At 71.3% G+C, this 14026-nt stretch carries 16 protein-coding genes, 1 tRNA gene and 1 riboswitch; of the genes, 12 read left to right on the plus strand and 5 right to left on the minus strand.

Going from position 1 to position 14026, the window contains the following annotated elements; genetic code table 11:
• Positions 1–300 precede the first annotated feature (300 nt).
• The gene (locus DEJ13_RS15730) at positions 301–930 is read right to left on the minus strand and encodes a hypothetical protein (protein ID WP_056120417.1); all 630 of its coding nucleotides are present in this window, start codon (positions 928–930) and stop codon (positions 301–303) included.
• Positions 931–1053: 123 nt separating this feature from the next.
• Here DEJ13_RS15730 and DEJ13_RS15735 point away from each other — a divergent pair, with 123 nt between their 5' ends.
• The 3 genes from DEJ13_RS15735 to DEJ13_RS15745 all read left to right on the plus strand — a co-directional run bounded on the left by DEJ13_RS15735 (position 1054) and on the right by DEJ13_RS15745 (position 2199).
• Entirely contained in the window at positions 1054–1215 is a 162-nt protein-coding gene (locus tag DEJ13_RS15735) for a hypothetical protein (RefSeq protein WP_181436968.1), read from the plus strand.
• 62 nt (positions 1216–1277) lie between these two features.
• Positions 1278–1350: transfer RNA gene (locus tag DEJ13_RS15740), tRNA-Lys, on the plus strand.
• A 528-nt stretch (positions 1351–1878) separates the two neighbouring features.
• On the plus strand, positions 1879–2199 hold the full coding sequence (locus DEJ13_RS15745; protein WP_056120340.1) for a hypothetical protein: 321 nt from the start codon (positions 1879–1881) through the stop codon (positions 2197–2199).
• Between the two features lie 12 nt (positions 2200–2211).
• On the opposite strand, the gene DEJ13_RS15750 is transcribed toward DEJ13_RS15745, so the two are convergent.
• Together DEJ13_RS15750 and DEJ13_RS15755 are read right to left on the minus strand one after the other, a co-directional pair.
• Positions 2212–3153: an aldose 1-epimerase family protein gene (locus tag DEJ13_RS15750; protein WP_111106381.1), complete on the minus strand. Its 942-nt coding sequence runs from the start codon at positions 3151–3153 to the stop codon at positions 2212–2214.
• Positions 3150–3995, minus strand: a complete 846-nt coding sequence (locus tag DEJ13_RS15755; protein WP_181436966.1) for a DeoR/GlpR family DNA-binding transcription regulator — start codon at positions 3993–3995, stop codon at positions 3150–3152. Before DEJ13_RS15755 ends, DEJ13_RS15750 begins: the two co-directional genes overlap by 4 nt.
• Positions 3996–4059: 64 nt before the next feature.
• On the opposite strand from DEJ13_RS15755, the gene galT reads away from it, so the two are divergent.
• Together galT and galK are read left to right on the plus strand one after the other, a co-directional pair.
• Positions 4060–5157 (plus strand): galactose-1-phosphate uridylyltransferase, encoded by a 1098-nt coding sequence (galT, locus tag DEJ13_RS15760; protein ID WP_056120346.1) that lies wholly within the window; start codon positions 4060–4062, stop codon positions 5155–5157.
• Positions 5154–6287, plus strand: coding sequence for a galactokinase (galK, locus tag DEJ13_RS15765; protein ID WP_056120349.1), 1134 nt, complete (start codon positions 5154–5156; stop codon positions 6285–6287). Before galT ends, galK begins: the two co-directional genes overlap by 4 nt.
• A 130-nt stretch (positions 6288–6417) precedes the next feature.
• On the opposite strand, the gene DEJ13_RS15770 is transcribed toward galK, so the two are convergent.
• Together DEJ13_RS15770 and glyA are read right to left on the minus strand one after the other, a co-directional pair.
• Positions 6418–7347: a tetrahydrofolate dehydrogenase/cyclohydrolase catalytic domain-containing protein gene (locus DEJ13_RS15770; protein ID WP_258374051.1), complete on the minus strand. Its 930-nt coding sequence runs from the start codon at positions 7345–7347 to the stop codon at positions 6418–6420.
• Positions 7344–8558: a serine hydroxymethyltransferase gene (gene glyA / locus DEJ13_RS15775; protein WP_502868739.1), complete on the minus strand. Its 1215-nt coding sequence runs from the start codon at positions 8556–8558 to the stop codon at positions 7344–7346. The genes DEJ13_RS15770 and glyA overlap by 4 nt, the downstream gene beginning before the upstream one ends.
• Before the next feature lie 177 nt (positions 8559–8735).
• A riboswitch (ZMP/ZTP riboswitch) is annotated at positions 8736–8821 on the minus strand.
• 37 nt (positions 8822–8858) lie between these two features.
• Between glyA and clpS the strand changes: the two genes are divergently transcribed.
• The 7 genes from clpS (at position 8859) to DEJ13_RS15810 (ending at position 13968) form a co-directional block, all read left to right on the plus strand.
• Positions 8859–9170 carry an ATP-dependent Clp protease adapter ClpS gene (clpS, locus tag DEJ13_RS15780; protein ID WP_111106380.1) on the plus strand — a complete coding sequence of 104 codons (312 nt, stop codon included), beginning with the start codon at positions 8859–8861 and terminating at the stop codon, positions 9168–9170.
• Positions 9167–9643, plus strand: coding sequence for a DUF2017 domain-containing protein (locus DEJ13_RS15785; protein ID WP_056120353.1), 477 nt, complete (start codon positions 9167–9169; stop codon positions 9641–9643). The genes clpS and DEJ13_RS15785 overlap by 4 nt, the downstream gene beginning before the upstream one ends.
• Positions 9640–10572, plus strand: coding sequence for a GNAT family N-acetyltransferase (locus DEJ13_RS15790; protein ID WP_111106379.1), 933 nt, complete (start codon positions 9640–9642; stop codon positions 10570–10572). Before DEJ13_RS15785 ends, DEJ13_RS15790 begins: the two co-directional genes overlap by 4 nt.
• Positions 10573–10623: 51 nt before the next feature.
• Positions 10624–11043, plus strand: coding sequence for a MarR family winged helix-turn-helix transcriptional regulator (locus tag DEJ13_RS15795; protein WP_082517784.1), 420 nt, complete (start codon positions 10624–10626; stop codon positions 11041–11043).
• Positions 10932–12485: an MFS transporter gene (locus DEJ13_RS15800; RefSeq protein WP_258374049.1), complete on the plus strand. Its 1554-nt coding sequence runs from the start codon at positions 10932–10934 to the stop codon at positions 12483–12485. The genes DEJ13_RS15795 and DEJ13_RS15800 overlap by 112 nt, the downstream gene beginning before the upstream one ends.
• Before the next feature lie 207 nt (positions 12486–12692).
• Entirely contained in the window at positions 12693–13553 is an 861-nt protein-coding gene (gene purU / locus DEJ13_RS15805) for a formyltetrahydrofolate deformylase (protein WP_111106377.1), read from the plus strand.
• Positions 13554–13560: 7 nt separating this feature from the next.
• Positions 13561–13968, plus strand: a complete 408-nt coding sequence (locus DEJ13_RS15810) for a YrdB family protein (protein ID WP_111106376.1) — start codon at positions 13561–13563, stop codon at positions 13966–13968.
• The last annotated feature ends 58 nt before the right edge of the window (positions 13969–14026 follow it).

Raw genomic sequence — 14026 nt, forward strand, 5'->3', positions numbered from 1 at the left:
GCGCTCGGGTGGGATCTCGTAGACTCGACCTCGCCGGGCCGCAGCAAGCCCCGGGCTCCAAAATTCGCCGCTTCGAGCGGCCTCGCGCCGAGAGGCGCTTCTGCGGCCCGGTCTTCCTCTTCCCGCTTCCGGGACGGTCTTCCTCTGCCCGCTTCCGGGACGGTCTTCCTCTGCCCGCTTCCGGGACGGTCTTCCTCTGCCTGCTTCCGGGACGGTCTTCCTCTGCCTGCTTCCGGTAGACGCTTCGGCGTCCGGCCAGGAGGCCCGGTGCAGGTCCGCCGCGTCCGGCCGCGCGGGCCGTCAGTCCAGGGCGTCGCGGCGCCAGAGCGCCGCCGCTGCGGAGAGGTCCTCGGCCAGCTCCGCCAGACGGAAGGCGCGGACCGTCAGGACGCTGGCACGCGCTTCCGCCGTCAGGTCGGAGTCGTCCGCCACGCTGGTCGCCCCCGCGGCGGCGAGTCGACAGAAGGCCGCCCCGCGGTCGAGTGCCACCGCGAAGTCCCCCGTGTACAGCCCGTGCAGGATGCTGTCCGCGAGCGACAGGATCTCCGCCGGGCCGGTCGGCTGCTCGGCCCCGGCAACGGCCTGGTCGATCGTGGTGATCCGCTCCGTGCCGCGCGTGAAGAAGTACGCGATCTCGTCCGGGTTCTGCCGGATCACCGTGCGCATCAGGTAGATCCGCCACAGCGCCCCCGGCAGCGTGTGCGCCCCGACCCGTGCCCACAGCTCGGCGACGGCCTCGATGCCGTGCACGTCCGTGTAGGTCACCAGCCGCTCGACCACCTGCGGGTCGGGGTCCTGGCGCACGCGGTGCAGCAGCGCGTTCGCGGTCTCGTGCGCGACGCGGTTCACCAGGGCCGGGTCCTCGCCGCCCTGCAGCGCGGCGAACTCGGCGTCGGTGAAGTGGACAGGACGGTGGTGATCGCGAGGCACCGCAGCAGTGTAGGCGTCGCCGGTGACACGCCCGCTCCCTACCAGCGCAACCCGTCGCGGCCGTTCCGCGTACCGTGTGCGGGCGAGGGAGGGACTCCTCCCACAACGGAAGAGAGGACCCTCATGAACCCGCTGCTCATCATCCTGGCCGTCATCGCGGTCATCCTGCTGTTCGTCGGTGGCTTCACCGCGAGCCTGAAGTTCCTGCTGTGGGTCGGCCTCGTGCTGCTCGTCATCGCGGTGGTCATGTGGCTGTTGCGCACGCTGACCAGCCGGCGGGGGTGACCTCCGCCGCCGTCCCGACGCATTCGGTCCCGGAGGCCCTCGCCCGCTAGCCTTGCGGGTGAGGGCCTCTAGCTCAGTTGGTAGAGCACCGGACTTTTAATCCGAGGGTCGTGGGTTCGAGCCCCACGGGGCCCACTGGAACCGCCCACCCGACTTTTCATCCGAGGGTCGTGGGTTCGAGCCCCACGGGGCCCACTGGAACCGCCCACCCGACTTTTCATCCGAGGGTCGTGGGTTCGAGCCCCACGGGGCCCACTGGAACCGCCCACCCGACTTTTCATCCGAGGGTCGTGGGTTCGAGCCCCACGGGGCCCACTGGAACCGCCCACCCCACTTTTCATCCGAGGGTCGTGGGTTCGAGCCCCACGGGGCCCACTGGAACCGCCCACCCCACTTCTCATCCGAGGGTCGTGGGTTCGAGCCCCACGGGGCCCACTGGCACCGCCCACCCGACTTTTCATCCGAGGGTCGTGGGTTCGAGCCCCACGGGGCCCACTCCGCTTCCCTCGGGGTACAAGTGCTCCACAGGCAGCTCATGGCGTTCCTTCTGCACACCCCAGGTTGCCCACAGCGATCTGCTGGTCTGCCGCCGATAGTGTCATACCCGGATCGACCGAGGTCGTTCCCGTCGCACCATCCGCACCAGAACGAACGGGGTACACCGTGATCGAGCACATCGACGCCACGCAGTCCAGCAGCACCGGAGACGCGCGCCGCATCGTCGAGCTCGCCGCAGCGACCAACACCACCATGAGCGACCAGCTCCTGCTGGACACGCTCCGGCGGAACGCGCACGTCACGACCCGGCACATCCGCAAGGACTTCGCCGAGGTGTCCACGGCGTCGAGCGTGCTCGGCTACGTGTGCCGGCAGCGCAAGCAGTTCATCGCCCTGCGCGGGGACGACCCCGCGTGGGCGCAGGAGATCGGCCGCTACGACTCCGAGTCGCTCGCGGTCGAAGCGCTCCGCATGCGTCGCCGCTGACCGCCGGCCGGGTCAGGACCAGACGCGGCGGATCCCCCACGAGCCGGTCCAGGAATCGTCGGGCTCGAGCCAGCGCAGGCCTTCCCCCGAGTTCAGCGCATCGGCCGGCGCCGTCATCGGTTCGACCGCGACCGCCAGGCCCTTGCCCTCGCCCTCGCTACGCGGGAACTCGCGCGACGTGAACACCTGCACGTAGGGGAAGGACGGGTCCTGCCACAGCTGGACGCCGTCGCCCTCCGGACCGTGGATCGTCGTCCGACGGATGCCCTCGTCGTCGGGCGTGACGTCGGTGTAGGCGGTGTCCAGGTCCGAATCCCCCGCGCGACGCCCCTGCCGCAGGTCGAGGTCGGTGCCGTCGACGGACTGCGTGCCGTTCGGGATCTTCCGCTCGTCCACGGTGAACGCGGTGGCGGCGTCGAGCGTCACGACGAGGTCCTCGGCCGGGGTGTCACCGGCGCGCAGGTACGGGTGCGACCCGACGGCGAACGGAGCGCGCACGCCGGAGCGGTTCGTGACGGTGTGGGTGATGCGGATGCCGTCATCCACGAGCTCGTGGTGCACGCGGGTCTCGAGGGTGAACGGCCATCCGTGCTGCGGATGGATGGTCGCCGTCTGCTCCACTCCCGACTCGGTCTGCGCCACCAGTCGGTACGGCGAGAACCGGAGCAGGCCGTGTGAGGCGTTGCCGAACTTCGGCTCGGACACGTCGAGCTGCTGGCGCTTGCCGTCCAGCTCCCAGGCTCCTCCGGCGACGCGGTTGGGCCACGGGACCAGCACGATGCCGTTCGCTCCCGCGGGCGCCTCGGACACAGGGAAGGGCTCGGTCAGGTCGAAGCCCGCGACGGTGAGCTGGCGGATGCCCGCCGCCACCTCGGTGACGACCGCCTCGACGACCCCGTCCGGGCCGGCGTGACGGAGGCGGTACTGACCTCCGGTGGGTGCTGCTGCGGTCATGCGCTGTGGTTCCTTCCCGATGCCGTGCTGTCGTCCGCCACGACGACGTCGACGCCCGCTGCCCGCACCGGTGCGACGTCCTCCGGCAGCGCGTCCGCGGTGACGACGACGTCGATGTCGGCCAGGGCCCGGACGACCCCGACGTGGGCGTGCCCGAACTTCGAGCCGTCCACCACGACGACGGTACGCCCGGCCGCGGCGGCGAGGACGCGCTTGGCCTCGGTCTCGGGCAGGTTGACGTTCGTCAGGCCGTGCTCGACGTCCAGGCCCGTGCCGCCCAGGAACACCACGTCCGCCGCGATCACCGGCAGGACGGTGTTGTTGAATGGCGCGACGAGCGAGTGTTGGAGCGGCCGGAGCGTGCCACCCGTGACGATCACGGTGAACCGCGGGACGGCGCGTTCGAGGGCGAGTGCCGTCGTCAGGGAGTTCGTCACGACGGTGACGTCGACCAGGTCCTCGCGAGCGACGAGCGCCTCGGCGACGGCGGCCGGCGTCGTGCCCACGTCGAGCAGCACGCACTCCCCGGACCGCACCAGCGCGGCCGCGGCGCGGCCGATGGCGGCCTTGGCCACCTGGTGCTCGACGGCGGTCTCCTCGAACGGTCGCTCGCGGGAACCGACACCGAGACGGACCGCACCGCCGTGCACCCGCCGCAGCCGAGCCTCCCGGTCGAGCACCGCGAGGTCCTGACGGACCGTGACCTCGCTCGTGCCGAGTGCCGCGGCGAGCGCAGCGGTCCTGACCATGCCTGGCGCGCCGTCGACGATCGTGACGATGCGGTCCTGGCGGAGCGGCGCCGGCATCGTGCCGGCCAGGAAGGAGAGGTCGTCGTCGGTCACGGCCCAAGTTTCGCCTGCTTCCGATCACTTTCGCAACGCTTCGGACTGCGGCTAGGATGGATCGGTGATCACCAAGCGCGCGACGAAGCTCGCGGACGGCCGCGACCTCATCTACTTCGACGATGCGGACACGCAGCTGTCCGCCGAGCGCCGTGTCGACGAACGGACGCTCGACCCGCGGCCCGTGACGGCCACGATGCGACAGGACGTCCTGACCGGCGAGTGGGTCTCCATCGCCAGCAGCCGGCAGAACCGCGTGTTCCTGCCCCCGGCCGACCAGGACCCCCTCGCGCCGCAGTCCGCTGCCAACCCGTCAGAGATCCCGAGCGTGTACGACGTCGCGGTGTTCGAGAACCGCTCGCCGTCGTTCGGCCCGGCACTGCAGGCCGACGACGCCCCCGGCTCGCTCGGCGACCTGACCGACGTCGGGCTGAACCGGACCTTCCGCTCGGTCGGCCGGTGCGAGGTCGTGTGTTTCTCGCCCGAGACCGCCGGGTCGTTCGCGTCGATCTCCGAGTCGCGGGCACGCACCGTCGTCGAGGCCTGGGCGGACCGCACCGCTGCACTGTCGGCGATGCCGGGCATCCAGCAGGTGTTCCCGTTCGAGAACCGCGGGCAGGCGATCGGCGTCACGCTGCACCACCCACACGGGCAGATCTACGCCTACCCCTACGTCACACCGCGCACGCAGCGGCTGCTGGACTCGATCGAGCGTTTCGGGCCGGACCTCTTCGAGCAGCACCTGGCGAACGAGCGTGACTCCGAACGGGTCGTGCTGGCCGGCGAGCACTTCACCGCCTTCGTACCGTTCGCCGCGCGCTGGCCGATCGAGATCCACATGCTGCCGCACCGCCACGTCCCGGACTTCGCCGGGCTGACCGATGCCGAGAAGGACGAGCTCGCCCACATGCACCTGCGGCTCACGCGGGGCCTCGACGAGCTCTACGGCGACCCCACGCCGTACATCGCCGCGTGGCACCAGGCGCCCGTCCACACTGCTCGCGACACCGTGCGGCTGATGCTCCAGATCACGTCCCCGCGGCGGGCAGCCGACAAGTTGAAGTTCCTGGCCGGCAGTGAAGCCGCCATGGGCGCCTGGATCGGGGACCTCGTGCCCGAGAAGGCGGCCGAGTTCATCCGAGGAGGGATCGAGCGCGCATGACGTTCCAGCAGGTGTTCGGGTACGGGCCCACGGTGCGGTACTCCGCGCCCGGTCGCGTCAACCTGATCGGTGAGCACACCGACTACAACGAGGGCTACGTCCTGCCGTTCGCGATCGACCGGCGCACCACCGCGTCGATCGCACCGCGGACCGACCGGGTGCTGCGCGTCGCCTCCGCGTTCGACCCGGAGTCCGTCGTCTCGCTCTCCCTCGACGACCTCGACCCGGCCGCGATGGACGGGTGGTCCGCGTACGTGTTCGGCATCGCCTGGGCGTTGCGCGAGCAGGGCGCCGACCTGAGCGACAAGACCGGGTTCGACGTGTTCATCGAGTCCGACGTGCCCGTCGGTGCCGGCCTGTCCTCCAGTGCGGCGATCGAGTGCGGGGTCGCGCTGGCGTTCAACGACCTGTGGGAACTCGGGCTCGACCGCAAGCAGCTCGCCCGCGTCGGGCAGTACTCCGAGAACCACGCCGTCGGGGCCCCCACCGGGATCATGGACCAGTCTGCGTCCCTGCTCGGCGAGCGCGATGCCGTGGTGTTCCTGGACTGCCGGACACTCGACACCGCCGTGGTCGACATGGCGCTCGAGGCGAACGGGCTCGAGGTCCTGGTCATCGACACCCGTGTCGAGCACGCCCATGCCACGGGTGGCTACGCCGCGCGGCGGGCATCGTGCGAGAAGGGGGCACAGGTGCTCGGGGTGGAGGCCCTGCGCGACGTGACCGTCGACGACCTCCCCCGGGCGCAGGAGCTGCTCGACGACGAGACCTTCCGGCGGGTGCGGCACATCGTGACCGAGGACCAGCGCGTGCTCGACACCGTGCGGACACTGCGCGAGCACGGCCCCCGCGCGATCGGCGAGCTGCTCGTCGCGTCGCACGAGTCGATGCGCGATGACTTCGAGATCTCCGTCCCCGAGCTCGACCTGGCCGTCGCGACCGCGATGGCGCACGGTGCGGTCGGGGCTCGGATGACGGGCGGCGGGTTCGGTGGCGCGGCGATCGCACTCGTGGACGCCGGGCAGCGCGAGGCGATCAGCACTGCCGCCGTGGCCGCGTTCGCCGAGGCCGGGTACCGCGAGCCGACCGTGTTCACGGTGCACGCAGCACAGGGCGCCCGGCGCGACTGACCTGCCCGGCGGCCGCCCGTTCGGCTCGGCTCGGCTCCGCACAACCAAAACCACCTCGCACCACGGATTGCCGTGGTGCGAGGTGGTTTTGGTTGTGCGAACGCGGCGACCGCCCCGCGGCCCCGCCCGCTCAGTGCAGGTGGCGCTCGGCGGCCTCGACGACGTTCTTCATGAGCATCGCCCGCGTCATCGGTCCGACGCCGCCCGGCGTCGGTGTCAGGTACCCCGCCACCGATGCAACCGCCGGGTCGACGTCGCCGTGCAGCTTGGCCTTGCCCGTCTCCTCGTTCACCACGCGGGTGATGCCGACGTCGATGACCGCGGCCCCCGGCTTCACCCAGTCCGGCTTGACGAGTCCGGCGACCCCGGCCGCGGCGACGATGATGTCGGCGCGACGACACTCGGCAGCGACGTCCTCGGTCAGCGAGTGGGTCAGCGTCGCCGTGGCCTCGAGCCGGGTGAGCAGCAGCCCGAGCGGGCGTCCGACCGTCAGCCCCTGGCCGATGATCGTGACGTGCTGCCCCCGGATCGGGACGTCGTACGCCTCGAGCATCGCGACGATGCCGCGCGGGGTGCAGGGCAGCGGGGCGTCGATCGTGCCGGCGCCACCCGGGACGGCGAGGACGAGCTCGCCGAGGTTCGTCGGGTGCAGGCCGTCGGCGTCCTTGGCCGGGTGCATGAGCTCGAGCATGGGGATCGGGTCGATGCCCTGCGGCAGCGGGAGCTGGACGATGAAGGCGGTGACCCGGGGGTCGTCGTTCATCTGCAGGATCGCGGCACGGATGTCGGCGGCGGACGCAGTCTCCGGCAGGTCGATCCGGATGGAGTCGAGCCCGATCTGCGCCGAGTCGCGGTGTTTGCCCGCCACGTACGACACCGAGCCCGCGTTCTGGCCGACCATGATTGTGCCGAGGCCCGGGCGGAACCCGTGGTCGTGCAGCCGGTCGATCCGGGTCTTCAGGTCGTCGAGCGTGCGGGAGGCCAGAGCGGTGCCGTCGATGCGGACGGCAGAGCCCTCGCCGGCCCAGCGCTCGTGGACCAGCGGTGCGGTGTCGTTCACGCGTACAGGGGGAACGCGTCGGTCAGGGTCTTCACCCGGGCCGAGAGCGCTGCGACGTCCGGGTTCGGCATGAGCGTCAGCGCGATGATGTCGGCGACCTCGGTGAACTCGGCGTCGCTGAACCCGCGGGTGGCGAGCGCCGAGGTGCCGATGCGGACCCCGGAGGTGACCATCGGCGGACGCGGGTCGAACGGCACGGAGTTGCGGTTCACGGTGATGCCGACCTCGTGCAGCAGGTCCTCGGCCTGCTTGCCGTCGACCTCGGACTCGCGCAGGTCGACCAGCACCAGGTGCACGTCGGTGCCGCCGGTCAGGACGTCGATGCCGGCCTGGCGCGCGTCGTCCTGGGTCAGGCGTGCCGCCAGGGCCTGGGCGCCGCGGATGGTGCGCTCCTGGCGGTCCTTGAACTCCGGCGTCGCGGCGAGCAGGAACGCGGTGGCCTTCGCCGCGATCACGTGCATGAGCGGCCCGCCCTGCTGGCCCGGGAACACGGCGGAGTTGAGCTTCTTGAACAGGGTCTCGTCGTTCGACAGGATCAGACCCGAGCGCGGACCGGCGAGCGTCTTGTGCACGGTCGTGGACACGACGTGCGCGTGCGGGACGGGCGACGGGTGCAGGCCCGCGGCGACGAGCCCCGCGAAGTGCGCCATGTCGACCCAGAGCTTGGCGCCGACCTCGTCCGCGATCTCACGGAACTTCGCGAAGTCGAGCTGGCGGGGGTAGGCCGACCAGCCAGCGATGATGACCTTGGGCTGGTGCTCGACGGCCTTGGCGCGGATGTCGTCGTAGTCGACCTGGAACGTGGTGGGGTCGACGCCGTAGGACACGGCGTTGTAGATCCGGCCCGAGAAGTTGAGCTTCATGCCGTGCGTCAGGTGCCCGCCGTGGGCGAGCTCGAGCCCGAGGATCGTGTCGCCGGCCGAGGCGATTGCGTGCAGGACCGCCGCGTTGGCCGTGGCGCCGGAGTGCGGCTGGACGTTGGCATAGTCGGCGCCGAAGAGCTTCTTGGCGCGCTCGATGGCGAGGGACTCGGCGACGTCGACGTACTCGCAGCCGCCGTAGTAGCGCTTGCCCGGGTAGCCCTCGGCGTACTTGTTCGTCAGGACGGAGCCCTGCGACTCGAGCACGGCGCGGGGGACGAAGTTCTCGGAGGCGATCATCTCGAGGAAGTCGCGCTGACGACCGAGCTCCTGCTGCAGGACCCGGGCGATCTCCGGGTCGACCTCGCTGAGCGGGGCGTTGAAGGCGGCGCGTGCGGCGGCCTGGTCGAACGCCGCGCCGGAGGCGTCCGGGGACTCGGGCGAACCGGCGACGAAGGGGGACAGATCGGTGATGGACACGGGACTCCTTGGTGACGAGCCGGAGCGTGTCCGGCGGCGAGGATCGGTCGGCGTGGCCCAGGCGTACGGCCACGCACCGTGTCGAGTGTCGCTCCCTGATGGTGACCCATCCGACGCCAGTCGCGACGAGACGATCGTACCGAGCCGCCCCGTCTGTGTCACCCTGGTTGCATGACCCTGTTGACGCCGTCCGTCGACGAGCGCATCGACGCCGACACGGACGAGCGCACCCGGCTCCGGCCGGACGTCCCGTGGGTGACGGTGGTCTGGGACGACCCGGTCAACCTGATGTCGTACGTCACGTACGTCTTCCAGAGCTACTTCGGGTTCCCGCGTGCGAAGGCCGAGCGCCTGATGCACCAGGTCGACTCCGAGGGGCGTGCCGTCGTCGCGACCGGCAACCGCGAGGCGATGGAACGACACGTCCAGGCCATGCACGGCTTCGGCCTGCAGGCGACGGTCGACCGGGCATCCGACTCGTGATCCCCTTCGTCCGTCGCGGTGACGGCATCCACCTCGGCCTCGCCTCCGGCGAGCGCTCGCTGCTCACGAGCCTGGTCGAGCAGCTGCGCGAGCTGCTCGGCGGCGACCTCGACTCCGACCCGGTGACGCTCCGGATGTTCCCGGACGCCTACCCCGGCGACCGACAGGCCAGCAGCGAGTTCCGCCGGTACACCCGGGACGACCTGCGGGACGCCAAGTCCGCCAACGCCGAGACCGTGCACGCCTGGCTGACCGGCGCGCGTGCGGGAGCGCTGACCCCGGCGGACGAGCAGTCCTGGCTCCGCTGCCTGACCGACCTACGGCTCACGATCGCAGACCGGCTCGGCATCGTCGATGCCGACACCGAGGAAGCCACCCGGACCGCCGCGGACGGCGTCGGCCTGCGCGACGTCTACGACTGGCTCGGCTACGTCCAGGAGCACCTGGTGACGACGATGACGAGCCGTCGGTGACCGTCACGTTCCGTGCGTCGCCTCCGGACGACCTGGAGGCCCTGCTCGCGTTCTCGACGTCGGACCCCGTCTCGTGGATCGATGCAGACCGGTACCGGCAGGAGTCCGTCACGCGCAACTACCGCCCGGAGTGGTCGTTCCTCGCCGAGCGCGACGGCCGCCCGATCGGACGAGCGCTGTGGTGGGGCGGCTCGGACGCGGCGAAGCCCTCCACCCTCGACGACCTGATCGTGGACGTCTCCGACGATGACGAGCGTGTGGCCGTCGCCGCGGGCCTGATCCGCGCCGGCGCCGAGGCGTTCGGCACGCTGCCCGAGTGGGTGGTCGACGTCGCCGTCGACTGGCACGACGACCCGCGGGCGGTCGCCGCGGTCGCCTGGCGCGAGCAGGCGGCACGCACCGCGGGGCTCGGCCGAACCACCGAACGGGTGAGCGTCGCGTGGGAGCCGGGAACGGGCCTCCCGGCGGCACGCACGGACGGCGACCTGACGTTCCGGACCGGCGACGACGCCGAGTTCCTCGACCTGTTCGCCCGCGTCACCGTCGGCTCGCTCGACGCCCACACCCGCGCCACCGTCGCCGAGCTCGGTGCGCACGGCACCGCGGCGGATGACCTCGAGTTCTACCTGACCCTGCCGGGTCGCCGTCAGGACTGGCTCGTCGCCGAGGACGCCGACGGACTGGTGGTCGGCTTCGTGCTGGCGACCCGCACGGCGTACGACGCCGCGATCAGCTACATCGCGGTCCTGCCGCAGCACCGGGGCAGGGGCGTCGTGGACGCGCTGCTCGCCGCGGCGCTCCGCGTCCACGGTGCTGCCGGGGAACCGCGGGTGGTCGGCACGACGGACTCCGAGAACGTGCCGATGCGCCGGGCGTTCGAGCGGGCCGGCTTCACGGTCACGAAGCGGCGGATCGTCTTCGAGGCCTGAAACCAGAAGGCAACCTTGCAAGCCCGGCTGCCGAAGTAGTACCGTGACGGTATGGAATCGCACGTCGAGCTCGCGGGCGACCTGCTCACGCTGCACGGCCGCATCCGCCGGACCCTGCTGACGGGCAAGGCCGACCAGGTCACCGCCTCGCAGACCGCCGCACTCGGTCGACTGTTGCGCCACGGTGAGTCGACGGTCGCTGACCTCGCACGGGCCGAGGGTGTCCGTCCGCAGTCGATGGGCGCGACCGTGCAGGCGCTCGTCGACCTCGGGCTCGTCGAACGCCGACCCGACCCTGCGGACGGTCGACGCACGCTCGTCCGTGCGACGGACGGCGGCTCCCGCGCCCGCCAGGACTCGTGGGCGACCCGCACCGGCGTCCTGGCGGACCGCCTCGCCGCCCTGCCGGCGGACGACCGCGACACCGTCGCCCGTGCCATCGCCATCCTCACCCCCCTGACCGAGTCCTGACGACCGGCCACCACCCCGGAAGAAGCCGCACCACGTCCACCTCCACGCGTCCCGTCCCCGTCGTCACCCCCGACTCCGGCGGCAGCGGCTTCGGCCCGAAGCTGCTGATCCCGGTCCTGGTCGGACCGCTGCTCAACCCGATCAACACCACGATGGTGTCCGTCGCACTCGCACCGATCTCGCGCGACCTCGGCATCGGGGCCTCCCAGGCGATCTGGCTCGTGGCGGCGCTCTACCTGGCGAGTGCGATCGCACAGCCGACGATGGGCAAGCTCGCGGACCGCTTCGGCCCGAAGAAGGTCTTCATGGCCGGGCTCGTGGTCGTCGGGATCGCCGGGGTGGTCCCCGAGGTGCTGACGGGGTTCGGTGGTGCCGTGTTCGCCCGCGTGCTCATCGGCATCGGGACCTCGTCGGCGTACCCGGCGGCGCTCACGACGCTGCGGCAGCACTCCCTGCGCATCGGCAAGCCCACGCCGCCGCTGGTGCTCGGCGCGCTGTCGATCACCTCGCTCGTGTCCGCCGCGGCGGGGCCACCCCTCGGCGGAGCCCTCATCGCCGCGTTCGGCTGGCACGCGATCTTCCTGGTGAACGTCCCGCTCGCCGCGTTCGGACTGGTGGTCGCCGGACTCTGGCTGCCCTCCGACCGGCTCCGCCCCCGCACCGACGCCGATGTCCCGGTGCTCACGGCACTCGACCCGTTCGGCATGGTGCTGATGACGGGCACGGTCTCGGCGCTGCTGGTGTTCCTGCTCGACATCACGGCCGGGCTGTGGTGGCTGCTGGGCGTCGCAGTCGTGCTGCTCGTCGCGCTCGTGCTCTGGGAGCTCCGCGCGACCAAGCCGTTCATCGACGTGCGGATGCTGGCGCGGAACGGAGCCCTGAGCCGCACCTACGTCCGGCTGTTCCTGGTCTACATGCTCGCGTACACGATGACCTACGGCTTCTCGCAGTGGGTGCAGGACGTCGCCGGGTACTCCAGCGACCAGGCCGGGTACATCCAGTTGCCGGCTGCCGTCATCGCCGGGATCGCGTCCTTCCTGATCGCCCGGAAGACGGCCGTCCGCGGCCCGCTCATCGTCGCGGCCACCGTCCCGATCGTCGGCGGACTGCTGCTGCTCGGGCTGCACACCGGGTCCCCGCTCGTGTTGCTGGCGCTCGCCCCCGCGCTGTTCGGCATCCCGCAGGCGCTGGCCTCGGTGTCGAACCAGGCCGCGCTGTACCGGATCGTCCCCGCGGAGTCGATCGGCACCGCTGCCGGGCTCTCGCGCACCAGCGTCTACATCGGGGCGATCGCGGCGTCCTCGCTCATCGGCGGGGTGTTCGGGCAGGGCCCCACGACCGCCGACCTGCACGTGCTCGGGTGGGTGATCGTCGGCATCGCCGTGCTGCTGAGCATGCTCACCATCGGCGACCGCGCACTCCGCGAGCGCCCCGCGGCCTGACGCGGACGCGGCGCGGCCGCGACCGCCGGGGCCCGGCGGGCTTCGCACAACCGGAACCTCCTCGAACCACGCGATCGCGTGGTTCGAGGAGGAATCGGTTGCGCGAACGCAGCTCGCACCACGGACGCAGCGCAGCGCGCGACCGCGGCGTACCCACCGGAGCCGCGCCGGGCCTCCCGTCCGGTCCGCCCCCGGTAGCCTGATCCCGTGACCGACAGCACCGCCACGCACTGGACCCTCACGCTGGTCTGCGACGACCAGCCCGGGATCGTGCACGCCGTCTCCGGAGCCGTCGTGCAGGCGAACGGCAACATCACCGAGTCGCAGCAGTTCTCGAGCCACGACACCAACACGTTCTTCATGCGCCTGCAGGTCATGGCCCCGGTCGACCGGTCGACGTTCGAACAGGCCCTGGCTCCGGTCGTCGAGCGGTACGGCATGCGCGTGCAGCTCGACGTGGTCGGCCGGCCGATGCGCACGCTGGTGCTCGTGTCGAAGGCGGGGCACTGCCTGAACGACCTGCTGTACCGGCAGCGCAGCGGGCAGCTGCCGATCGACGTGCCGCTCGTGCTGTCCAACCACGCTGAGCTGTCCGAGCTGGCGGCGTTCTATTCGGTCCCGTTCGAGCACCGGCCGGTCACCGACGCCGACAGCAAGCAGGCGATGGAGCAGCGCGTCCTGCAGGCGGTGGACGAGCACGACATCGAGCTCGTCGTCCTGGCGCGCTACATGCAGATCCTGTCGCCGGAGCTCTGCACCGCCCTGCGGGGCCGTGCGGTGAACATCCACCACTCGTTCCTGCCCGGGTTCAAGGGTGCGAACCCGTACCGACAGGCCCATGCCCGCGGCGTGAAGCTCATCGGCGCGACGGCGCACTTCGTCACGAGCGACCTCGACGAGGGGCCGATCATCGAGCAGAACGTCGTCCGCGTCGACCACACGAAGGACCCGTCCGAACTGGTCTCGATCGGCCAGGACGAGGAGTCCCGCACGCTCACCCAGGCGGTGCGCTGGATCGCGGAGGACCGGGTCCTCCTCGACGGCGCCCGCACGATCATCTTCAAGTAGGCACCGCATGAGCAACGCCCCGCAGTCCCCGGTGGACTGGTCGGACACCCCGGACCCGCACGACGACGCGGTGTCCCCCCGCCGTGTCGACGTCTGGAGCGTGTTGCGCGTCGTCGTGTGCGTGTTCGGCCTGCTCTCCCTGGCGACGTGGGGGTACTACGCGTGGCCGTTCCCGATGCCCGGGCTGCTGTTCGTGATCGGTGCGCCGCTCTTCGCCGCGGTGGTCTACTTCCTGTTCCGTTCCTCGCGCTCGCCGATCGAGACGGACATCGTGGGCAAGACGATCGTCGAGGTCGCGCTCATCGTCGCCGCCGGCGGCGCCTGGATCTCGATCGGGCACCCCGTGGTCGGCCTGGTCTTCGTGCTGGTCGCCGCGACGTCCGGTGTGGTCACCTTCCGTCGGGAGACACGGTGAGCGCGGGCGGCGGGCACATCGCCGGCCCCGGTGCCGACGCGGGTCCCGCTCCCAGCGC

The organism is Curtobacterium sp. MCLR17_007 (assembly GCF_003234655.2).
Lineage (GTDB): Bacteria > Actinomycetota > Actinomycetes > Actinomycetales > Microbacteriaceae > Curtobacterium.